Here is a 23,716-nt window from a genome sequence, read left to right as displayed (position 1 = left end):
GATGTCTTCCACCCCCTTGACCGACGATGACCTGCTGGCGCTGTTGATGGCTGACGACAGCGACGATCCCGGCGTCATTTGCCCCATGGGGCGGCCATTCACGTGTCAGGCTTCGTTCGCCCAGCAGCGTCTGTGGGTGCTGCAGCAACTGGACCCGAGCAGTTCTGCCTACCACCTGGCGCGCGCGCTGCACCTTGTCGGCCCCTTGCAAGTGGCGGTGCTGGAGGCGGCGCTGCAGCAGGTGGTGGCACGCCACGAGATCCTGCGCACCGGCTTCGAAGCGGTCGATGGCCAGCCCATGCAAGTGGTGGACAACGCGACGCGCCCGCTGCTGCAGGTCGAACGCCTGGCCGCGGCGGACGGTGCCGAGCGCCGGCAGCTGCTGGCCGCGCGCCTGCAAGCGCTGACCCTGCAACCGTTCGACCTGGGGCAGGCGCCGCTGCTGCGTTGCGTGCTGTTCGAGCTTGGCCCGCAGGAGCATGTGCTGTTCCTGAACATGCACCACATCGTCTCCGACGCCTGGTCCAACCCGATCCTGCTGCGTGACCTGACCCTGGCCTACACCCAGGCCCTGCAAGGCGACACCACGCCCTTGCCGGCCTTGCCGGTGCAATATGCGGACTACGCCCACTGGCAACGCCACGTATACCCCGGCACGGCGGAATACGGGCGAGCCCAGGCCTACTGGAAAGACTACCTGGCAGGGGACATCGCCCCACTGAGCTTGCCGGTCGATCGCGCGCCCCATGCCGCGCAGTCTGGCATTGCGGCGCTGCACCGGGTAAGCGTGCCCGCGGCGCTGATGGCCCGCCTGCACACCCAGTGCGAGCGCCTCGGGCTGACGCCGTTCGCCTTCGTGCTGGGCGCCTGGCAGCTGCTGCTGGCGCGCTACAGTGGCCAGGCCGATTTCTGCGTCGGCGTGCCCAATGCTGCGCGCAACCGCGCACAGATCCAGGACCTGGTCGGTTACTTCGTCAACGCCCAGCTGTATCGCGTGCAGGTTGACGGCGCGACCACGGGGCAGGCGTTCCTGCAGGGTATCCGGCGTCATTCCCTGGCGTTGCTGGAGCACGCCGACTGGCCGATCGAGCTGCTTGAGCAGCAGGGGCAGGCTGGCGCCACGTTCGAGACCTTGTTCAACTGGCGGGTGGATGGCGACCGGCCGGCAGCGCTGCGCCTGGGGGAGGTGGCCGTCGATTTCCTCGCGACCGGCCCGCAGCAGGCCAAGTTCGCCCTGTCGCTGGATGTCGACTACGCCCCCGAGGCCATGAGCGCGGTGTTGGAGTACGACGCAGGTCAATTCACCGGCGCAACCATCGAGCGCCTTGGGCGGCATTGGCTGCACCTGCTGGCAGGGCTGGCCGAGGCACCCGAGCGGCCCCTCGCGGAGCTCGCGCTGCTGGCGCCCGACGAGCAGCATCGGGTCATCGCCCAGTGGAACCCGGCGCTCACCGAATACCCGGCCGCGCCATGCCTGCATGTGGCCATCGAGGCGCAAGCGGCCAGGGTGCCGCAGGCTATCGCCGTGGTGGCGGGCGAGCAGCGGGTGACCTATGACGAGCTCAACCGACGGGCCAACCGCCTGGCGCACCTGCTGCGGGCAGCGGGTGTAGGGCCTGACGTGCGGGTGGGGGTCGCGTTGGAGCGGGGCGTGGACATGGTGGTCGGCCTGCTGGCGATCCTGAAGGCAGGTGGCGCCTACGTGCCAATGGACCCCGAGTACCCGGCCGAGCGGCTGGCCTACATGCTGGCCGACAGTGCCATCGCCTTGCTGGTGACCCACAGCCAGTCGCGTGGCCAGTTGCCCGAGGTCGAAGGCGTGAGCTGCATCGAGCTCGACCAGCCGGCGCTGCTGAACGATTACCCTGACAGCAACCCTGCCAATACCACCGACCCCGACAACCTGGCGTACGTCATCTACACCTCGGGCTCCACCGGCAAGCCCAAGGGCACCTTGCTGGCGCACCGCAACGTGGCCCGGCTGTTCCAGGCGACCCAGGCGGATTTCCGGTTTGACGAGCACGATGTGTGGAGCGTGTTCCACTCCTACGCCTTCGACTTCTCCGTGTGGGAGCTGTTCGGTGCCTTGCTGCATGGCGCCACCGCGGTGATCGTGGCGCGGGAGGTGGCGCGCTCGGCCGCGGACTTCCATGCCTTGCTGGTGCGCGAACGGGTCACCGTGCTCAACCAGACACCGTCGGCGTTCGGCCAGCTGATCCCGGTCGCCTGCGCGGCGGCCAATGCCGACCAGGCCCTGGCGCTGCGCTACGTGGTGTTCGGCGGCGAGGCCCTGGACGTCGCCAGCCTCAAGCCTTGGTTCGAGCGTTTTGGCGACCGCCAGCCACAATTGATCAACATGTATGGCATCACCGAGACCACGGTGCATGTCACCTATCGCCCGCTGAGCCGCGCCGACCTGGCGTTGCAAGGCGCAAGCCCGATCGGCACGGTCATCGAGGACCTCTCCTGGTACTTGCTGGACCGCGACTTCAACCTGGTCGCACCGGGGTGCCAGGGGGAGCTGCATGTCGGCCGTGCCGGCCTGGCCCGTGGTTACCATGGGCGCCCGGGGCTGACGGCCGAGCGCTTCGTGCCCGACCCCTTCGATGACAGCCCCGCGGGTGGTGGGCGCCTGTACCGTACGGGCGATCTTGCCGGTTATCGCACCGATGGCATCATCGACTACCGGGGCCGCATCGATCACCAGGTGAAGATTCGCGGTTTTCGCATCGAGCTGGGCGAGATCGAAGCCCGGCTGCAAGACCATCACGGCATCGCCAAGGCGGTGGTGCTCGACCGGGACGGGCCGGGCGGCAAGCAACTGGTCGCCTACCTGCTGACCGGCGACCAGCACGCGGTCAGCGCTGCGCAACAGGACACCCTGCGCAGCCAGCTGCGCGACTACCTGCGCGGGCTGCTGCCGGAGCACATGGTGCCTGCGCACCTGATGTTCCTGCAGGCGCTGCCCCTGACCGTCAATGGCAAGCTCGACCGCAAGGCACTGCCCCAACCAGAGGCCAGCTTCGGGGCCGGCTATGTGGCGCCCGAGGGTGACCATGAGCAACAGATCGCCAGGCTCTGGGCTCAGGTGCTGAAGCTCGAGCGTGTGGGGCGACACGACAATTTCTTCGAGCTGGGTGGGCATTCGCTGCTGGCGACCCAGGTGATCTCGCGCCTGCGCCAGGCCCTGGGCCTCGACCTGCCGTTGCGCGCCTTGTTCGAGAAGCCGGTGCTGGCCGATTTCGCGGCGCTGGCCGGGCAGGGCAGTGACGACGGTGCGCCGCCCATCGTAGCCGTGGACCGCAGCCAGCCGCTGAGCCTATCCTACGCCCAGCATCGCCAGTGGTTCCTGTGGCAACTGGACCCCGACAGCAGTGCCTACAACATCCCCGCGGCGCTGCGCCTGCGCGGGCAACTGAACGTCAGCGCCCTGGGCCGCAGTTTCGAGGCGCTGACGCTGCGTCACGAAACCTTGCGCACCACCTTCCGGGTCGAGGATGGCCAGGCGGTGCAGGTGATTCATCCGCACCAGGCGTTCTGCCTCCAGGCCGAGCCCGTCACCGCGCCTGCCGGCGATGCGCTGCAAGCCTGGCTCCAGGGCCTGATCGAAGCGGAAACACAGCGCCCCTTCGACCTGGCGCAAGGCCCGCTGCTGCGCGTGAAACTGCTGCGCCTGGCCGATGACGACCACGTGCTGGTCCTCACCCTGCACCACATCGTCACCGATGGCTGGTCGATGCCGATCCTGGTGGAAGAGCTCGAACAGCACTATGCCGGCCTGTGCAGCGGCCAGCCAGTGGCCTTGCCGGCGCTGGCGGTACAGTACGCCGACTACGCGGCCTGGCAGCGCCAGTGGATGCAGGCGGGTGAGCAGCAACGCCAGCTGGCCTACTGGCAGCAACAGCTGGGCGGCGACCAGCCGGTGCTGGAACTGCCCACCGACCGCCCGCGCCCGGCGGTGCAGAGCCTGGCCGGGGCCAACCACGACATCGTCCTCGACGACGGGCTGGCCGTGGCGCTCAAGCAATTGGCCAAGCAGCACAATGCAACCCTGTTCATGGTCCTGCTGGCCAGCTTCCAGGCGCTGCTGCACCGTTATACCGGGCAGCGCGACATTCGCGTCGGCGTGCCGATCGCCAACCGTAACCGGGCGCAGATCGAGCGGCTGATCGGCTTCTTCGTCAACACCCAGGTGCTGCGCGCGGATTGTGATCCGCAGCTGTCGTTCAAGGCGCTGCTGGGGCAGGTCAGGGATACCGCCCTGGCGGCGCAGGCCCATCAGGACCTGCCGTTCGAGCAACTGGTGGATGCCCTGCAGCCGGAACGCAGCCTCAGCCACAGCCCGTTGTTCCAAGTGATGCTCAACCACCAGACCCAGGTGCGTGGCGAGACCCGCGAACTGCCGGGCCTGAGCTTGCAGCGACTGTCCTGGGAGCGCCACAGCGCGCAGTTCGACCTGACCTTGAACACCTTCGAGCACGCCGATGGCCTGGGCGCTTCGCTGAGCTACGCCACTGCGCTGTTCGACCGGCAGACGGTGCAGGCCCTGGCCGACAACTGGCGGGTGCTGCTGCATGGCATCGTCGAGCAACCTGAAGCGCGCATCGCCGACTTGCCGCTGCTCGATGCCTACAGCCGCCAGCAGGTGATCCAGGCCTGGAACCCGGCACCGGTTCAGCACCCGGTCGAGCTGTGCGTGCACCAGGCCATCGAGGCCCAAGCTGCGCGTGCGCCGCAGGCCGTGGCCGTGACCTGCGAAGGTCGGCACCTGACCTACCGGCAACTCAACCAGCGCGCCAACCGCCTGGCGCGCCGGCTGCGCCACCTTGGCGTTGGCGCCGACGTGCGCGTGGGCCTGGCCATGGCCCGCAGCCTGGACATGGTGGTCGGGCTACTGGGGATCCTCAAGGCCGGGGGCGCCTATGTGCCGCTGGACCCGGAATACCCGCAGGACCGCCTGGCCTACATGATTGAGGACAGTGGCATCACCCTGTTGCTGACCCAGCCCGAATTGCTGGCGCAATTGCCCCTGGCCCCCGGTGTGCAGAGCCTGGTGCTGGAGCAGGACGAGCCGGCACCGGGCGATGACCAGCCTGACCTTGGCAACCAGACCTCGCCGCAGAACCTGGCGTATGTGATCTATACCTCGGGCTCCACTGGCAGGCCCAAGGGTACGCTGCTGCCGCATGCCAACGTGATGCGCCTGTTCCAGGCCACCCAGGACTGGTTCGGCTTCACTGCCGAGGACGTCTGGAGCGTCTTCCACTCCTACGCCTTCGACTTCTCCGTGTGGGAAGTGTTTGGCGCGCTGCTGCATGGCGCCCGGGCGGTCATCGTCCCGCGCGACGTGGCCCGCTCGCCGGAAGACTTCCACGCCCTGCTGGTGCGCGAACAGGTCACCGTGCTCAACCAGACGCCCTCGGCGTTCAAGGAGCTGGTGGCCATCGCCTGCCAGCCGAACCAGGACCCGGCGGCCCTGGCCTTGCGCTACGTGGTGTTCGGCGGCGAGGCGCTGAACGTCGCCAGCCTCAGGCCCTGGTTCGAGCGTTTTGGCGACCAGCGCCCGCAGTTGGTCAACATGTACGGCATCACCGAGACCACGGTGCACGTCAGCTACCGCCCGCTGTGCCTGGCCGATGTGCACCGCGAAGGGCTCAGCCCCATCGGCGAGGTCATCCCCGACCTGTCCTGGTACCTGCTGGACGCCAACCTGGAGCTGGCTGTGGCCGGCAGCCAGGGCGAGCTGCACATTGGGCAGGCAGGGCTCGCGCGTGGCTACCACCAGCGCCCGGCGCTGACGGCCGAACGCTTCATCCCCGACCCGTTCGACACCAGCCCCCAGGGCGGTGGCCGGCTGTACCGCACCGGCGACCTGGCACGCTACCGGGCCGAGGGCAGCATCGACTACGTGGGCCGTATCGACCACCAAGTGAAGATCCGCGGTTTCCGCATCGAGCTGGGTGAAATCGAAGCACGCCTGCAGGCTCACCCTCGGGTCGCGGAGGCGGTGGTGCTGGACGTCGACGGCGCTGCCGGCAAGCAGCTGGTGGCCTACCTGATCGCCGATCAGGCGCAGGCGCTGGACCTGGCTGCGCAGCATGCCTTGCGCGGCGAATTGCGTGACTATCTGCTGGCGAGCCTGCCGGACCACATGGTCCCGGCGCACCAGGTGTTCCTGGCCGCCTGGCCACTCACCGCCAACGGCAAGCTCGACCGCAAGGCACTGCCGGCACCCGATGCCAACCAGGTGCGGCAAACCTTCGTCGCCCCTGAAACGCCCCTGCAACAGCAGATCGCGGCGATCTGGGCCGATGTGCTGAAACTGGACCAGGTCGGCCTGGCAGACAACTTCTTCGAACTGGGCGGCGACTCGATCATCTCGATCCAGGTGGTCAGCCGGGCGCGTCAGGCCGGTATCCGCATCACCCCCAAGCAGTTGTTCCAGCACCAGACCGTGCAGGGGCTGGCCGCCGTGGCCACCCAGGGCGCAGCGGGCGACGTGCAGATCGACCAGGGCCCGGTCACCGGCCAGGCCGTGCTGCTGCCGATTCACCACTACTTCTTCGATGAGCCGATTCCCGCGCGGCATCACTGGAACCAGGCGTTACTGTTGCGTCCGGTCGAGGCGCTGGACGGGCAATTGCTGGAACAGGCGCTGCTGGCCCTGATCGCCCACCACGATGCCCTGCGCCTGAGCTTCGCCCAGGCCGATGACGGCCGTTGGGCGGGCCGGTATCGGGAGGTTGCGCAGCAGCCTTCGTGCTTCTGGCACGAGGCCGTGGCCGATGTTCCGGCCCTGGAGGCCGTGTGCGAGCGCGCCCAGCGCAGCCTTGACCTGGCCCAGGGGCCGTTGCTGCGCGCAGTATTCGCCACCTTGCCCGACGGCGACCAACGGCTGTTGCTGGCGATTCACCACTTGGCGGTAGACGGGGTGTCCTGGCGCATCCTTCTGGAAGACCTGCAGAACGCCTATGGCCAATTGCGCGCAGGGCAGCCAGTCAGCCTGCCGGCCAAGACCAGCTCCACCCGTGCCTGGGCCGAAAGCCTGCGCGGTTACGCCCAGGGCAGCGGCCGCGAGCAGTTGCCGTACTGGCAGGCCCTGTTGACCGATGTGCAGGCCGACCTGCCGTGCGACAACCCGTCAGGCTCGCTGCAAGGGGTACACCAGGCAGTTGCCCATACCCGCCTGGGCGCCGAAGACACCCGTGCCCTGTTGCAACACGCGCCGGCGGCCTATCGCACCCAGGTCAACGACCTGCTGCTGACCGCCCTGGCCCGGGTGATAGCACGCTGGACCGAGCAGGAGCACGTGCTGGTGCAGCTGGAGGGGCATGGCCGCGAAGACCTGTTCGACAATGTCGACCTGACCCGTACCGTGGGTTGGTTCACCAGCCTGTTCCCGGTCAAGCTCAGCCCGGCGCCGTCGCTGGCGCAGTCGCTCAAGCGCATCAAGGAACAGCTGCGGGCAATCCCCGACAAGGGGGTCGGCTTCGGTGCGTTGCGCTACCTGGCCGATCAGCCGGCCCGTGAGGCGCTGGCCGCCTTGCCGGTGCCGCGCATTACGTTCAACTACCTGGGGCAGTTCGACGGCAGCTTCGCCGAAGCCTCCGGCGCCGGGCTGCTGACGCCGGCGGTGGAAAGCAGCGGTGCCAGCCTGAGCGAAGCAGCCCCGCTGGGTAACTGGCTGTCGATCAATGGCCGGGTCTACGGTGGCGAGCTGAGCTTGGGCTGGAGCTTCAGCCGCGAGATGTTCAAGCCGGCGTCGGTGCAGCGCCTGGCGGATGAATACGCCGCCGAGCTCAAGGCCCTGATCGCCCATTGCGTCAGCGGCGAGGCGGCGGGTATCACGCCATCGGACGTGCCGCTGTCGGGCCTCGACCAGGCGCAACTGGACAACCTGCCGGTCCCGGCCGCGTACATCGAGGACATCTACCCGCTGTCGCCCATGCAGCAAGGCATGCTGTTCCACGCCAGCGAAGACGACCAGGCGGACCTGTACATCAACCAGACCAGCGTGCCTGTCACCGGGCTTGAGGCCGAGCGCTTCGTCGCCGCCTGGCAACAGGTGGTCGCCCATCACCCGATACTGCGCACCAGCTTCCACCAAGGCGCATCGCTGGCGGAGCCGGTGCAACTGGTGCAGCGCCAGGCGCAGCTGGACATCCGCCTGCTGGACTGGTCGACCAGGGCGGTGAGCGAGGATGACCTGGCGCAGCAGGTGCTGGAGGATCGGCGTCGCGGCTTCGACCTGGCCCAGGCGCCGCTGATGCGCCTGACCTTGATCCGCCTGGCGGATCGCCACCACCTGATCTGGACCAGCCACCACCTGCTGATGGACGGTTGGAGCGCCTCGCGGCTGATCGCCGACGTGCTGGCCAGTTACGCCGGCCACGCCCCCGAGCCCCAGGCCTGCCGCTACCGCGACTATATCGACTGGTTGCAGCGCCAGGACTTGCAGGCCGCCCAGCGCTTCTGGGAGGAAAAACTGGACGGCGAGGGTGCCGCGACCTTGCTCGCCAGCGTTCTGCCACAGCCCGAAACGCCGCTGCCCGGGCATGCCGCGCTGTACCTGAAGTGGGACCAGGCACGCACCCAGGGCCTGCAAGACTTCGCCCAACGCCAGCGGGTCACCCCCAACACCCTGATCCAGGCTGTGTGGCTGTTGCTGTTGCAGCGCTACACCGGGCAGGCGCGGGTGTGCTTCGGTGCAACCGTTGCAGGCCGGCCCGCCGACGTGGCCGGTGCCGACAAGCTGCTGGGCCTGTTCATCAACACCATCCCGGTCATCCAGCGCCCGCTCGCCACCCAGCCGGTGGCGCAGTGGTTGCAGGCGCTGCAGACCTACAACCTGGAGGCCCGTGACTTCGAGCACACCTCGCTGGCCGATATCCAGCGCTGGAGCGGCCGCAGCGGCCTGCCGCTGTTCGACAGCATCGTGGTGTTCGAGAACTACCCGATCGACGACCGCCTGCAGCAAGGCGTGGGTGGCCCCCTGAGCTTCGGCGAGGTGCAGTCGCGGGATGTGACCAACTACGCCATGGACCTGGCGGTGAACCTGGGCAACACTTTGAGCATCGAGTTCCTCTACCTGCGCAGCCGCTTCAGCGAGCCGGTGGTGGCGAACATCGTCGCCTCCTTCGAAACCCTGCTTGACGCCATCCTGGCCAACCCCGAGGCCTGCCTGGGCAACCTGCCCATGTGCGCCGCGGCAACGCCAGACGTTGCGCCCGTGACGCCGCAGCGCACGTCGGTCGCCGAGCTGATCGCGGCCCAGGCCCAGCGCCGGGGCGATGCCATCGCTGTGGTGTGTGGCGGGCAGCAGCTGAGCTTCGATGCCCTGGAGCGCTGTGCCAACCAGCTGGCGCAGGTGCTGGTGGCCCGGGGCATCGGGCCTGAGAGCCGGGTGGGCGTGGCCCTGGAACGGTCGGTGCAGAGCATCGTGGCATTCTATGCCGTGCTCAAGGCCGGTGCGGCCTACGTGCCGCTGGACATCGACTACCCCCGCGAGCGCCTGGAATGGATCATTCAGGATTCGGGCATGGCCCTGCTCCTGAGCCACTCTGCGCTGTTGCCACGCCTGCCGGTGACGCCCGGCTCCGAGTGCCTGGCGCTGGACGAACTGGACCTGGCGGCGCAGCCTGCCCGCGCGCTGCAAGTACCGGTGCAGGCGCACAACCTGGCCTACATGATCTACACCTCGGGCTCCACCGGCCAGCCCAAGGGCGTGGCGGTGGGCCATGGCCCGTTGAGCATGCACTGCCAGGCGATCATCGCCCGTTACGGCATGGACCGCGACACCCGCGAGCTGCTGTTCATGTCGTTCGCCTTCGACGGTGCCCAGGAGCGTTGGCTGTCGACGCTGCTGGCCGGTGGGCGGCTGGTGATGCGTGACAACCAGCTGTGGACCGCCGAGCAGACCCTGCGCACCCTGCGCGAGCAGGCGATCAGCATTGCCTGCTTCCCGCCGGCCTACCTGCAGCAACTGGCCGAGCAGGCCGCCCTGGAAACGGTGGCGCCACCTGCGGTACACACCTACTGCTTCGGCGGCGACGCGGTGGCCCAGGCCACCTTCGAGCAAGTCAAGGCCAGCTTGCAGCCGCGTTACCTGACCAACGGCTATGGCCCAACCGAAACCGTGGTAACGCCGCTGCTGTGGAAGGTCGCTGGCGATCAGCCTTGCGGCGGCCCTATCGCGCCGATCGGCGAAGCCGTGGGCGCCCGTGAGCTGTATGTGCTGGACGATCAGCTGAACCTGCTGCCAGATGGCGTGGCCGGTGAGCTGTACATCGGTGGCGAGGGCCTGGCCCGCGGTTATCACCAACGCCCCGGGCTTACCGCCGAGCGCTTCGTGGCCAGCCCGTTCCAGGCCGGCGGGCGGCTGTACCGCAGTGGTGACTTGGTGCGCCGACGCGCCGATGGGATATACGATTACCTGGGCCGCCTGGACCAACAGGTGAAGATCCGCGGTTTCCGTATCGAGCTTGGCGAAATCGAGGCGCGCCTGCGCGATTGCGAAAGCGTGCGCGATGCGGTGGTGAGCGTGCAAGGGGAGGGTTCCGACAAGCGCCTGGTCGGCTACGTGACCAGCACCGCCGCCAGCCCGGACATCGGCGAGGCGCTGCGCGAGCAGCTGCGTGCGGTACTGCCCGACTACATGGTGCCCGCCCGCATCCTGCTGCTGGATGCCCTGCCGCTCAACCCGAACGGCAAGGTCGACCGCAAGGCGCTGCCTGATCCGGACTGCAGTGAACCTGAAGCGCTATATGTGGCACCGCGCAACCTGTTCGAGGAGCAGCTGGCGCAGATCTGGGCCGATGTGCTGGGCGTCGAACGGGTGGGGGTGACGGACAACTTCTTCGAACGCGGCGGCGACTCGCTGCGCAGCCTCAAGGTGATCTCGCGGGTGCGCAGCCTGCAGCGCGAAGGGTTCGAGCTCAAGCTGCGCGACCTGATGAGCCGGCCGACGATTGCCGAGCTGTCCGGTTACAGCGAGCCGGCGGCGGGTGAACTCGACCCGCTGCTGTTGCTCAACGACCCGGTGAGCAACGTGCCACCGCTGTTCTGCCTGCATGCAGGCTACGGCACGGTGTTCGACTACGAACCCCTGGCCCGCCACCTGAAGGGCGAGTGCAGTGTCTACGGCGTGCAGTGCCGCATGCTGCTGGACCCGGACTGGCAGGACGAATCTTTGGCGAGCATGGCCATCGACTATGCCCAGTACATTCGTCAGAAGCAGCCCGACGGCCCGTACCGTTTGCTCGGTTGGTCGCTGGGTGGGGTACTGGCGGTGCTGGTGGCGGCCGAGCTGCGCCAGCAAGGGCAGGTTGTCGAGCACGTCTCGCTGGTGGACAGCTTCATCCCGCTGGAACCTGCACAGCAGGCGTCAGCCGAGGCCTTCGACTGGCGCGAGGAACTGGCCGGCTTCTGCCAGGTGATGAACGTCGCCCAGCCAGCGGGTTCGCTGCCCTCGAACTTCGAGGCGACAGCCTTGCCTTCGTTGCCACAGCTCACCGCCTACTTCGCCAGCGGCATTGCCGGCGGCACCGGCTTCGATGCCGAGGACCTGGCCCAGGGGTTCATTGTCGGGTTGCGCCTGCGCGACTTGTCATTGCAGGCCCTGGCCTTGCCGAAACTGGCTGGCCCGGTGAGTTTCTGGTGGGCGCACGCCGTGCCTGGCGCGGCGCAGGCCGGCTTCGAACGGCACGTGGCGGTCCAGGTGGCCCGGTTTGCTCTGGACAGTGACCATTACGGCATCCTCAGGCACCCGAGCTTGCTGGCGGGGCTGGGCGGCGCACTGGCGCGCAAGGTGTCCGCCTGACCGAGGCGCGCACAGGGCAGCTGCCCCCGGGCGCTGCCCTGGCTGCGCGGGCCCATTGATCCGACTGTGCCCCCACCCGGCGTCGCTGCGTGGGGGTTTTGTTTTTCACCGCTATGAAGTTCTTTTCAAGGAGAACCAAGATGTCGCTGCATCCCGATCTGGAAGCGTTTCTGGAACTGGTGGAGTTCGGCAGGGCTACCGGTAAAAGCCTGCCCATGCATGAGCAGAGCGTCGAACAGGCGCGCGCGGAATTCGAGCTGAGCGCCCTGTTGCTGGACCCGGCCCCGCCGCAGGATATCGCGGTCACCGCGCTGCACATTCCCGCGCGCGACGGCGCGCGGCTGTCAGCCCGGCTCTACCGCGCACCGGCCTGCAAGGCCCAGGCCCCGGTGATGCTGTACTTCCATGGTGGCGGTTACGTGGTCGGCAGCCTCGACTCCCACGACGTGGTCTGCCGTCGCCTGGCGCAAGCTACGGGGCATGCCGTGCTGGCCCCGGCCTACCGCCTGGCCCCTGAGCATCGCTTTCCGGTGGCGCTGGACGATGCCCTCGACAGCGCCTGCTGGCTGGCGGCCAATGCAGCGTCGCTGGGCCTGGACGCGTCGCGCCTGGTGGTGGCGGGGGACAGCGCCGGCGCCACCCTGGCTACCTTGCTGGCACACACCGCGGCCACGCAAGGCCCTGACGCCGGTTTCGCCCTGGCGGCGCAGATGCTGTTCTACCCGGTCTGCGATGCCTCGGTGACCTATGAATCAAGCCGTGCATACGCCGAGGGGTACCTGCTGGAGCACCAGACGATGGGCTGGTTCTACCAGCACTACCTGGGCGAGGCGGGCAGGCGTGACGATTGGCGGGTGTCGCCGTTGCTGGCCGACCATGGGCGGCCATTGGCCCCCGCTTACGTCAGCGTGGCGCAGTACGACCCGTTGCGCGATGAAGGGCTGGCCTATGCCGAGTTTCTAAAGCGTGGCGGCACGCCGGTGACGTTGCGGCTGGAGGAGGGGTTGACCCACGACTTCCTGCGGATGTCCGGGGTCCTCAATGGCGGGGTGGAGGGGCTGTACCAGGCTGCCGCCGACTGGTTGCGGCAGCAGGCCTGAAGCCTGACCGCCGGCAGCGCAGGGCTGCCGGCGGTGCGTTGGTTCACTCAGGCAACGTTCAGCTCGCAGAGCACCTGGCCGGCTTGCATGCGCACCAGCTGGTCGGCGACATCGAAGTATCGGTCGTCGTGGCTGATGACGATGATGGTCTTGCCCAGCTTCTTGAGCTCCGGCAGCAGCTCGGTGTAGAACACCCGGCGGAACGTCGGGTCCTGGTCTGCGGCCCATTCATCGAACACCAGCACCGGGCGCTCCTCCAGCCAGGCATTGATCAGCGCCAGGCGCTTGCGTTGCCCGGTGGACAGGTCGGTGGTGCTGAACACGCCGTCGCGCACGCTCACCTTGTGCGCGATCTCCAGGCGCTTGAGGTAGGTCTGGGCGCTGTCGGGGACCTGCTGTGGGCCCATGGCCGGGTCTTCGAACAGGTAGTAGTCGGCGAAGATGGTGGTGAACAGCTGACGGTAGTCGTCGCGGTGCTGCGCGTCGATGGCCTGGCCGTCGACGCGGATCTCCCCTTGCTGCGGCGCATACAGCCCCAGCAGCAGCTTGATCAGGGTGGTCTTGCCGCAGCCGTTCTCACCGACGATAAAGACGATGTCGCCCTGTTTGATTTCCAGGTTCACCGGGCCCAGGGCGAACGGTGCGCTGCCTTCAACCGGTGGGAATGCGTAGCGCACGTCGCGCAGTTCCAGGGTGGCAAGGCCGGTCATCTGGCTCTTGCGGTCCTGCAGCAGCAGGTGCGGCTCGGGCGAGGAAAACTGCTCGGACAGCTCGGCGATGCGGCGGAAGGCGATCTGTGCCCGGCTGACGATCGGCAGGGTGCCGACCAAGTGCTCCAGCGGGCCCTTCATGTACAACAGCACCAGCACGAAGCCACTCATCACCGAGGCGTCCGCGGCCGGCCACAGCGACTGCAGCACCAGCGCCACGCCGATCACCGCGAAGAACAGCATGGAGCCGAAGCTCTTGGCCACGACGAAGGTGTTGATCGAGCGGATCTGGGTGTCGCGGATGCGGTCGGCGGTGCCCTGGATGTGGCTGCTGAACATGCGCTGGCGGCGTGGCCGGTGGATGCGCAGCTCCTTGGCGCCGGCGGCGATGGCGTGGTAGTGCTTCTGCAGCTCGTCCTCGGCATCGCGCGCGGCCAGGAAGCCTTTCATGCCTTTGGCCCGGGCCAGGTACTGGGCGCCCGTGCCCAGGGCGATGGCCACCAGCATCAGCAGGAACATCGGCCATGACAGCAAGGCGAGGTAGCCAAGGCAGCCCAGGGTAACGGTCATGGATATGGCCAGGGGGGCGAAGGCGAAGGCGAAGTCGCTGATGGTGTCCACGTCATGGGTCAGTACCGGTATCAGGCGGTGACTGCGGTAACGCTCAATCTGCTCGATGGGCGCAGACAGCACCTTCTCGCCCAGTTCCTTGCGCAGCGAGGCGATGATCGACTGGCCGACGCGGTTGGTGCCAAGGTCGGAGAAGATCGAGCTGGCCAGCGCTACCAGGCACTGCCCGGCAAATAGCCACACCACCCCCTGGCCCAGGCCGCCCTGGGCATGCAGCGCGCGGTTGATGGTCGCCAGCAGGACGGTGATGCTCAAGCCACCGACTACGCCCAGCAGCACGGAACCCAGTACGGTGTATTTGAACGGGCGCAGCAGGGTGAACAACTCCCGTAGCGCGCTTTTAGGTTGCGGTGACATGGTGTACTCCTTGTGACGCATCAAACGCTGGTTAGCGTGCATAAGTGCCGGATCAGGCGTCAGGCCGCGGTCATGACCTGCTCGAAGGCCGCCAGAAACGCCTGCATCTGCTGCGGTGTACCCACGGTCACGCGCATCCAGTCGGGCCATGCCTGGAACACTCGCCCGACCCGGACCTTGCGCCGGGCCAGGGCTTCGATGACCGGTTGCGCAGGGCGCCCGAGCTGCACCATGAAGCAGTTCGCCTGGGCGTCCGTGCAGCGGTAGCCGGCGGCGCGCAGGTGCTCGGTGGTGCTGTGCAGGATCTGCTGGTTGGTGCGTTTGCGTTCGCTGACCAGGTCGGCCTGCTCCAGGCTGGCGATGCCGCCCAGGGAGGCTGCCAGGGAAATGAAATTGCGCCCGTTGAAGCGCTGCAGCGCGGTCAGCACGGCAGGCCTGGCGATGGCCAGGCCCAGGCGTGCGCCGGCCATGCCATACAGCTTTGAGAAGGTGCGCAGGACCATCACGTCGTCGTGCTGCACGGCCAGGTCCAGGCAGGGCGGGGCATCGCTGAAGTGGATATAGGCCTCGTCGATGATTGCCAGGCAGCCGGCGGGCTTGTGCGTGACCACCTGCTCGATGTCGGCGCGTGGGGTCAGGGTGCCCGTGGGGTTGTTGGGGTTGCACAGGTAGATCACCCCGGCATTGCGGTCGGCGGCCAGCATGGCGCGTGCATCGTGGGCGTGGCGGGCATCGAGGGGCACCTCGTGCACGGCGGCGCCGACGCTGCTGGCGCCGGCCGCCACCGAGTCGTAGGTCGGCGCGGCGGTGACCACGCTGCGCGGGCCTGCGTATTGGGCCAGCGCGTATTGCAGGGGGGGGCGCGAGCCGCAGAACACCGCCACGTGATCCTCGGGGATGCCGTTCTGCCGGGCGAACAGTTCGATCAGGCGGACCTGTTGTTCGTAATAGTAACGCCCGCTCTGGCGGCCGCCCTGTTCCAGGGCCTTGACCGCCAAAGGGCTCGGGCCGTACGGGCTTTCGTTGTAGTCCAGGCGCACGATGTCGTCGCCAAAGACCGGGTCCGGCACGGGGCCGGCAGGCAGTTGCGCGGCCCAGGCAGGCAAGGCGGGGGCGGCACTGGCCAGCGCAGCGGTGGTGACGAAGCGTCGTCGGCTCAAAGCACTCATGGGGTTGCTCCTCGGGTCAGTCCTGGTGGTCAACGTCCAGGTCGCGGGCTACGCGAAAGCCCAGCCAGTCACCGCGCACCTGAGGTTCGCGTTCGTTGCGGTTGCCGGAGCGCGAGAAAATCGCCGGCTCGCTATAGTCGTTGCCGCGGATCTGCCGATGCCCGCAGTTGCCGCCGGTGGTCCAGGCGCTGCCATCGGTGGGTGCGCCGACATAGTCGGTGTGCCAGCAGTCTTCCAGCCATTCGTAGACGTTGCCGTGCATGTCGTACATGCCGAAGGCGTTGGGCGGGAAGCTGCCGACCGGCGAGGTGAACGAGAAGCCGTCGGCCGGGCCGTAGACGTTGGCGTGCTTGCTGATGGTGTACTCGCCTTCCTTGTCGAACGGGAAAGGGAACGAGCCCGTGGAGCCGGCACGGGCGGCGTATTCGCGTTCCGCTTCGCTGAGCATGCGGTAGGGCTTGCCGGTGGTCTTGGCCAGCCAGGCGATGTAGTCGCGGGCCTCGAACCAGGTCATGCACACGGCCGGTTGGCGCGGGCCCTGGGCATAGCGGGGCTTGCCGTTCTGGCACAGGCGGCCGGGGCGCAGGTCACCATCGGGCAGCACGGTCTTGGTGGCCTTGGCATAGGCTTGCCACTGCGCGGCGGTGATGGTGAAGCGGCTGACCGCGAAGGGGCGGGCGAAGGTCACCGTGTGCAGGGGATTTTCGTCGTCCTGCTTGCCGACTTCGTCATCGGGGGTACCCATGACGAAGCTGCCGGCGGGCAGCACGACCATTTCCGGGCAGTTCTTTTTGCAGTCGGTGAAGACTTTGCCGGGTTCGGTCGGGTCGGCGGCCAGCGCATGCGCCGACAGCGAAAGGCATCCTAGGGCGAGCAGCAGGTCAAGGCGTTTCATGGGTGTCCTTGTAGTTGAGTGACAGGCGTGTTGGCCGGCTTGGCGGCCCTCTGGACGGTGTCCCACACACGCAGGAAGTTGCCGCCCCAGAGCTTGGCGATGTCTTCGTCGGAATAGCCGCGCTGGATCAGCTCGGCGGTGACGTTGCGGCTTTCGCCGACGTTCTGGTAACCGATCACGCCGCCGCCGTCGTTGAAGTCCGAGCTGATGCCGACGTGGTCGATGCCGATCTTCTTCACCGCGTAGTCGATGGAATCGACGTACTCGGCCAGGGTGGCCTCGGGTTCCTGGCCGAGGATGTCGTAGAAGGGGGTGAGGAATTCGCCGAACTTCTTCTCTGGCCAGATCGAGAACACCGGGTCCGTGGTGGTGCCCATCTGCGTCTGGTTCTGCACGTCGGGCAGACCGTAGCGTTCGCGCAGGGCGTTCATCCGGGCGATGGTTTCGCGCGAGAACGGCTTGAGGTACTTGGAGTAGGCGACGATGTTGACCAGGCCGCCGGTGGCCTTGATGTGGGCCAGGTCGGCGTCGCTGAGGTTGCGGCGGATGTCCATCATGCCCTGCACACCCGTGTGCGAGGCGATCACCGGGGCGTGGCTGAGCTGGGTGACCTGGGTCAGGGCCTGGCTGGACATCTGCGATACGTCGATCACCACGCCCAGGTCGTTGAGCTTGGCCACGGCGCGGCGGCCCAACGGTGACAGGCCGCCCAGCGGGTCGGTCGAATCGCCCAGGAAGGGCAGCGGGCGTGCCGAGTCCACCCAGCTGTTGTTGCCCACGTAGCCGGGGCCGAACACCCGCACGCCGCGCGCGGCCCACAGGTCGAGCTTGTCGACGTCGTCGCCCAGCGGGGCGGCGTTGAGCATGCTGATGACGATGGCGAACTTGCCCTCGTCGGCCAGGCGGCGGAAGTCTGCCGGGGTGTAGGCGATGCCGGCCTGGTTGGGGAAGTCGCGGGCGATGCCGGTGATGATCTTGTAGCGCACCTCCAGCTCGTTGGCCATGGCGGCCTGGAAGCCGGCAGTGGGGCGGTGCGGCCAGTTCGGCCCGCTCCAGAACTCGGGCCAGGACCAGATGGCGATCGAGGCGCCGCGCAGGCGTGCCTTGCCGGCCTTGACCAGGTCGAACTGGGTTGGGCCGTCGCGGTTGGCCTCACGGCCATCGGTGCCATAGTTCAGGGGAACGTCCAGGTGCCCGTCCAGCGCCAGGATGCGTTCCTGCAGGGCGTTGGCGCGCTGCACGATGGCGCGGCTGTAGGGGTGTGCCGGCAGGTACACCCAGTACCACCAGGCGCCGCTGCCCGCAGCGGCCAGCAGCAGGACCAGGGCCAGCAGCCACGGCCACTTGCGCGAGAAAAGGAGGTGTTTCGTCATTGCCATTTCGACCCGCCTGGACGACGGCCCCATGCCGTTCGAACTTGTTGGGTGATACGAGTCGATGGCGGAAGAATTTACCAAACGCCTAAATCGCCTTTGTGACCATTCGTTTTCGCTGGAGTAGTCACGTCATGAGTACAGTGGATGAAGGTGTCACGCCGAGGAATGCTGGCAGGGCTTGTGGCCGCCGGCGCAGTGCTGCCCACGGGTTATTTCGCCTGGCAGAAATGGGACGAAGCCCAGGAGGCGGAGCTGGCCTCCGACGAACCGGCGGTGCCGGTGGACGATGTGCCTAATGCGCTGCTGGGCGAGCGCCTGACGGGTATCTGGGAGTGGCACCTGGTGGCGGGCGATGCGGCGCTGCCCGAGCTGGTGCGGCCGCTGGAACTGCTGCTGGACGTGGGGCAGGGGGCCCGGGCCGTGCGCGGCTACCTGGGCCTGCCGCCCTATGCCGACGGCATGCAGGTGTATGCGCCGCTGGCCGCCGAGCGCCTGCCGCACCTGCGCCTCAAGCTGATCTCGACGAGCGGCCAGGGTTACGACTGCGAAGCGGTGCTCGATGAGATCTGGGGGGACTGGAGCCAAGGCGGTGGCGGTGCCACCCTCAGCGGCCAGGTACGCCTGGCCGGTGTCCAGGCGGGGTTTTCCGGGCCCCAGGGCCGCTTCGTCGCCCGTCGTCGGCCTTTCGTGCCGGCGCGAGAGCGGCTGGCCTTCGTTCCGGCGCTGCACGAGCAACTGATTTCGCCGGGCTGGCGCTACTTTCACCAGCTCTGGCATGCCACCCGTGACCGCTGGCACCGCATTGACGAATCCCGGCGCCAGGCCGTGCGTGGCCTGGGCTGGCAGGCCGGGCCGCTGGGCAAGGAGCGCAATGCCCGTGGCCATGACCGCCACCTCAACGGTTCGGGCGAGGACTTCCTGTTCATGCACCGGCACATGCTGCATGGCGTGCGCCAGGCGCAGGACCTGCGTTCGTGGCCGTGCCTGCCGGCGCCGCGCCCTTTTGTGGGCGAGAACCGGCAGGCGTTCGCCGACTACATGAACAACGTCACCGGCTACAGCGTGCCGCCTTGCTGGCAGGCCGACGACGATGACCACTTCAACCAGTGGCTGTACTACATCAAGAGCCGCGAAGGCCTGTACGCCAACTTCCAGCTGTGGGAAGCGCAACTGCACGACCCCGAGTACCTCAGCACGCTGTGCCTGGGGGAGCTGGGCTCGCGCATCGAACTGGGCATCCACGACTGGCTGCACATGCGCTGGGCGGCCATGGCCCAGGACCCGAACACCGGCTGGCCGATGGCCTATGCGCGGCGCAACCATGACTTTTCCGAGCGCTGGTTCGGGGCGAGCAACGATTTTCTCGGCGACCCGTTCTCGTCCCATGTGAACCCGGTGTTCTGGGCCTTCCATGGCTGGCTCGACGACCGCCTCGAGGACTGGTTCCTGGCCCATGAACAGGCACACCCAGGGGAAGTGCGGCGCTTGACCGTCAACGGCATTCCCTGGTTCGCGCCGGGGCGCTGGGTACGCGTGGCCGAGCCGTGGCTGGGGCCGTCCAGCGAAGGCTGCGGTGCCTGGGGCAAAGGCAATGGTGGTGGCAGCCAGCTGGACATCGAGACCATGAAACTGGCGCTGCAAGTGATCTTCAGCCCGGACCAGGAGGCCGAGCGGCTGATGAAGCGTGTGCCGCCAAGCCGGCCGTGGTTCGCCCGGTACCTGGCGCCGGGGCCGCGCAAGGATGGGCTGTAGCCGCGGCTGGCGCGGCCACCGCCCGGGCCTCACCGTTGCTGTGTCGCCCAGCCGCCGCCCAGGGCCTTGTACAGGGCCACGCTGGCTTGCAGGCGGTCCCTGCGCAGCTGCACGCGCTCGGCCTGGGCGTCGAACAGGCTGCTTTGCGCCTGCAGCACGCTGAGCAGGTCTTCTGCCCCGGCGCGGTAGCGGCTTTCGGCCAGGTCGAAGGCGCGCTGCGCCTGTTGCAGCGCTTGCTGTTGCCAGCGGGCCTGGCGGTCCAGGCCGTCGACACTGTTGAGCGCCTTCTCCACTTCGCCGAAGCTGGTGACCAGCACCCCGCGGTACGTTTCCAGCAGTTCTTCGTGACGCGCCAAGGCCTTGTCGCGCTCGGCGCGCAATTGGCCGTTGTTGAAGATCGGTGCGGTCAAACCCGCGCCCAGGTTGAGCACCGGGTTGCGCAACAGGTCGGCGGCCTGACGGTCGCCGGTGGCCAGGCTGGCGCTCAGGGTCAGCGTGGGGAACAGGGCCGCGCGGGCCACGCGCACGTCGGCCTGGGCCGCGGCCAGGCGCGCTTCGGCTGCGGCGATGTCGGGGCGGCGCGTGAGCAATTGGCTGGGGATGCCGGCATCGATGGCGGGGCCTTGCAGCTGCTCGAAGGGCAGTGCCTCCAACTGTAGGTTCTGCACCGGCTCCCCGAGCAAGGTGGCCAGGGTGATCAGCGCGTCGCGGGCCTGCTGCCGGTACAGCGGCAACTGGCGCTGCTGGCCGGCCACCAGGCTCTGCTGCCGGGCCAGCTCCAGCGCGGTGGCGGAGCCGGCTTGGTAGCGGGTGCGGACCACGTCGAGGATTTTCTGCGCATTGCCCAGGTTCAACGTGGCGATACGGGTCTGCTCCTGCGCCGCCAGGGCTGCCAGGTAGGTGTCCGCGACCTGGCCGGCCAGGCTCAGCTCAAGGGTGTCGCGGTCCAATTCGCTGGCCTGCAGGCTGTGGCCGGCGCTGTCGCGCGTGGCCGCGTTGCGCCCCCAGAAGTCCACTTCATAGCTGGCCGTGAGTGCCGTGTTGAAGTAATGGTAGGTGCGCTCCCTGCTGGAAGCGTCCAGTTCGCTGTAGCCCTGGCCCTTGAGCAGGCGCTGGCGATAGGCGTTGGCGCTGGCATCGAGCCGCGGCAGCAGTGTGCCGCCGGCGATGCGCACATCGGCGCCGGCCTGGCGCACCCTGGCCATGGCCGCCTTCAGGTCGTGGCTGCCTTGCCGGCTCTGGTCGATCAGGCGCGCCAGCTGCGGGCTGTTGAAGCTCGCCCACCAGCGCTCGATGTCCACGGCCTGCGCCTGGGGCACGGCCGGGCTTTGCCAGCCGGGCGGTGGGGCAACCGCGTTGTCCACCGGGGTGGTCTGGCTGCAGGCGCCGAGTAGCGCCAGCAGGGGGATCAAGGCAAACGGGGCTTTGGTCATGGGTTCATTCACTGGACAGGGCGGCCACCGGGTCGAGCCCGGCGGCCTTGCGGGCTGGCATGAAGCCAAAGATCACACCGGTGGCGACCGAGCAGGCAAAGGCACCGAACATGGCCAGGGCGGAAAACGCCACGGCCACCTTGGCCAGGTTCAGGCCTGCCCCGATCAGCAGGGCCAGGGCCACGCCGGTGACGCCACCGACCAGCGACAGCACCACGGCTTCGGTGAGGAACTGGCGCAGGATGTCGCGCTGGCGGGCCCCGGTGGCCACGCGGATGCCGATCTCGCGGGTGCGCTCGCGCACGGTCATCAGCATCACGTTCATCACCCCGATACCGCCCACCAGCAGCGAGATGGCGGCGATGGCCCCAAGCATCAGCGACAGGCCGTTGCGGGTCTGTGCTTCGGCCTGAATAAGGGCGGCGCTGTTGTCGATCTCGAAGTCCTGGATGCCACCGTGCAGGCTGGTCATCAAGCTGCGGATCGCCTGTTCCGCCTCATGCACCAGGGTGCTGTCGGTGGCGGCGATGATCACATATTCGGGGTACTCGACGCCGGACAGGCGGATGCGCGCAGCCGAATAGGGAATGGCGATGCGCAGGTCGTTGCGCTGGTTGGCGCCGCTGGAACCTTTGCTGGCCAGCACGCCGATGACCTGGAAGGGCACGTTCTCCACCAGGATGTAACGGCCGATCGGGTCCTGGCCGTCGGCGAAGAGCTTCTTTTTGACTTCGGAGCCGATGACCGCGACGGCAGCACCCGTGGCCATGTCGGTTTCGTCGAAAAAGCTGCCCTCGGCCACCGGCCAGTTGAGGATCGATGGAAACGCCGGGCTGTAGCCGCCGATGGTCGAGGTCATCTCGCCGTTGCCGTAGCGTACCTGGGCCTGCAAGGTGGTCGCGGCCATGATCGACTTGACCTGGGGCAGCTCGGCCAGGGCCTGCACGTCGCTCAGGCGGATATGGCCTGGTGGCGCGCGCGGGGTGGCCGGGGCGCCGTTCATGAACATGATGTTGGACCCGAAGGCGCCGATCTGCGCCATCACCTGGCGCTTGCTACCTTCGCCCACGGCCAGCATTACCACCACCGAGGCCACGCCGATGATGATGCCCAGCAGCGTCAAGGCGGTGCGCGTGCGGTTGGTCCACATCATCCGCCAGGCGGCCACCAGGGCGTCGCGGGTTTCGCCGAGCCAGGGGCTGCGCGCCTGGTTGGCGTGGGCCAGGCGCTGGCGCAGGGCGTCGGCCTGCAGGGCGCCGGGTTTGGCTGCAGGGGGCGGCTGGCCGACGGCGCTGTCACTGACCACCGCGCCGTCGCGCACCTCGATGATGCGCTGTGCGCGGGCAGCGACGTTGCGATCGTGGGTGATCAGGATCACCACGTGGCCTTGCTGCGCCAGCTCGTCGAGCAGGGCCATGACCTCCGTGCCGCTGTGGCTGTCCAGCGCACCGGTGGGCTCGTCGGCGAGGATGATGTGCCCGCCGTTCATCAGCGCACGGGCAATCGACACTCGCTGCTGCTGGCCACCGGACAATTGCCGCGGGCGGTTGCCGGTGCGTTCGCCCAGCCCCAGGCGCCGCAGCAACACCTGGGCGCGTGCGGCGCGCGCGGCGGCGGGGGTGCCGGCGTAGATGGCCGGCATTTCGACGTTTTCCTGGGCCGAGGCCGAGGGGATGAGGTGGTAGCCCTGGAACACGAAGCCGAAGGCTTCACGGCGCAACCAGGCCAGTTGGTCGTCATCGAGCTCGGCCACGTCCTGGCCAGCGAAGCGGTACTGGCCGGCGCTGGGCCGGTCCAGGCAGCCGAGAATGTTCATCAGGGTCGACTTGCCGGACCCCGAGGTGCCGATGATGGCGATGAATTCCCCGGCATGGATGCTCAGGTCGATGCCGCGCAGCACCTCCACGGTGGGGCTGTCGCCGCCGCCATAGGCCTTGCGGATGCCGCTCAGCTGGATCAGCGGTGTAGGCATGCTCAACTTCCGTTGCCGGTTGGGCCGATCAGCAGGCGGTCGCCTTCCTTCAGGCCATCGAGGATCTGAACCCGCAGGCGATCGCTGAGCCCGATGCGCACGGCGCGTTGCTGGACCTGGCCGTTGTCGGCGAGTACCTGGGCGGTGCGCTGGTCGGGTTGGTCTGGCTTGCCTGCCAGGGCGGCGACCGGGGCGGTGAGCACGTTCTGGGCACTGCCGGCGACGAAGAAGACCTGGGCGGTCATGTCGGCCATCAGTGCATTGTCGGCGTTGTCGACGTCCAGCAGCACGGTGTAGAGCACCACGCGCCCGGCGCCGCTGCTGGTGCCGCCGCTGGCCCCGGCCGGTGCTGGGCTGCCACCGCCCTGGCTGAGCTGGTCCAGAGGCTTGGGTGGGATCGGCAGGATCTGCCGCACGGTGCTGGTCCAGCGCCGGCCACCGCCACTGAGGGTGGTGAAGTAGGCTTGCATACCTGGCTTGACCTGGCCGATGTCGGCTTCCGAC

10 protein-coding genes are annotated in these 23,716 nt (G+C 67.9%); 3 read left to right on the top strand and 7 right to left on the bottom strand.

Going from position 1 to position 23,716, the window contains the following annotated elements; all coding sequences use genetic code 11:
- Position 1 precedes the first annotated feature (1 nt).
- On the top strand, positions 2–11,818 hold the full coding sequence (locus tag G1E_RS24005; protein ID WP_052960518.1) for a non-ribosomal peptide synthetase: 11,817 nt from the start codon (positions 2–4) through the stop codon (positions 11,816–11,818).
- Positions 11,819–11,958: 140 nt separating this feature from the next.
- Positions 11,959–12,918, top strand: coding sequence for an alpha/beta hydrolase (locus G1E_RS24000; RefSeq protein WP_047150164.1), 960 nt, complete (start codon positions 11,959–11,961; stop codon positions 12,916–12,918).
- A gap of 47 nt (positions 12,919–12,965) precedes the next feature.
- On the opposite strand, the gene G1E_RS23995 is transcribed toward G1E_RS24000, so the two are convergent.
- From G1E_RS23995 to G1E_RS23980, 4 genes are read right to left on the bottom strand one after another with little or no spacing between them, the layout of a single operon-like run.
- A complete protein-coding gene (locus G1E_RS23995) occupies positions 12,966–14,615 on the bottom strand; it encodes a cyclic peptide export ABC transporter (protein ID WP_009684741.1) in 1,650 nt (549 codons plus the stop codon).
- Positions 14,616–14,674: 59 nt separating this feature from the next.
- Positions 14,675–15,784, bottom strand: coding sequence for a pyridoxal phosphate-dependent aminotransferase (locus G1E_RS23990; RefSeq protein ID WP_047150163.1), 1,110 nt, complete (start codon positions 15,782–15,784; stop codon positions 14,675–14,677).
- Between the two features lie 16 nt (positions 15,785–15,800).
- Entirely contained in the window at positions 15,801–16,679 is an 879-nt protein-coding gene (locus G1E_RS23985) for a formylglycine-generating enzyme family protein (RefSeq protein ID WP_009684738.1), read from the bottom strand.
- A complete protein-coding gene (locus tag G1E_RS23980) occupies positions 16,676–18,052 on the bottom strand; it encodes a dipeptidase (RefSeq protein ID WP_175442614.1) in 1,377 nt (458 codons plus the stop codon). The genes G1E_RS23985 and G1E_RS23980 overlap by 4 nt, the downstream gene beginning before the upstream one ends.
- Positions 18,053–18,199: 147 nt before the next feature.
- Between G1E_RS23980 and G1E_RS23975 the strand changes: the two genes are divergently transcribed.
- Positions 18,200–19,807 carry a PvdJ/PvdD/PvdP-like protein gene (locus tag G1E_RS23975; RefSeq protein WP_084728220.1) on the top strand — a complete coding sequence of 536 codons (1,608 nt, stop codon included), beginning with the start codon at positions 18,200–18,202 and terminating at the stop codon, positions 19,805–19,807.
- Between the two features lie 29 nt (positions 19,808–19,836).
- Here G1E_RS23975 and G1E_RS23970 read toward each other — a convergent pair whose 3' ends face one another.
- From G1E_RS23970 to G1E_RS23960, 3 genes are all read right to left on the bottom strand, one after another.
- Complete coding sequence (locus G1E_RS23970) at positions 19,837–21,240, bottom strand: efflux transporter outer membrane subunit (protein ID WP_047150162.1); 1,404 nt, start codon at positions 21,238–21,240, stop codon at positions 19,837–19,839.
- A 4-nt stretch (positions 21,241–21,244) separates the two neighbouring features.
- The gene (locus tag G1E_RS23965) at positions 21,245–23,212 is read right to left on the bottom strand and encodes a MacB family efflux pump subunit (protein WP_009684732.1); all 1,968 of its coding nucleotides are present in this window, start codon (positions 23,210–23,212) and stop codon (positions 21,245–21,247) included.
- A 2-nt stretch (positions 23,213–23,214) separates the two neighbouring features.
- Positions 23,215–23,716, bottom strand: a 502-nt coding sequence (locus tag G1E_RS23960; protein ID WP_047150161.1) for an efflux RND transporter periplasmic adaptor subunit, incomplete at its 5' end; no start/stop codon positions are given.

This window comes from Pseudomonas sp. TJI-51, assembly GCF_000190455.2.
Taxonomy (GTDB): Bacteria; Pseudomonadota; Gammaproteobacteria; order Pseudomonadales; family Pseudomonadaceae; genus Aquipseudomonas; species Aquipseudomonas juntendi.
The sequence above is the reverse complement of the archived record's forward strand: the minus strand, read 5'-3'. Positions and strand labels throughout refer to the sequence as shown.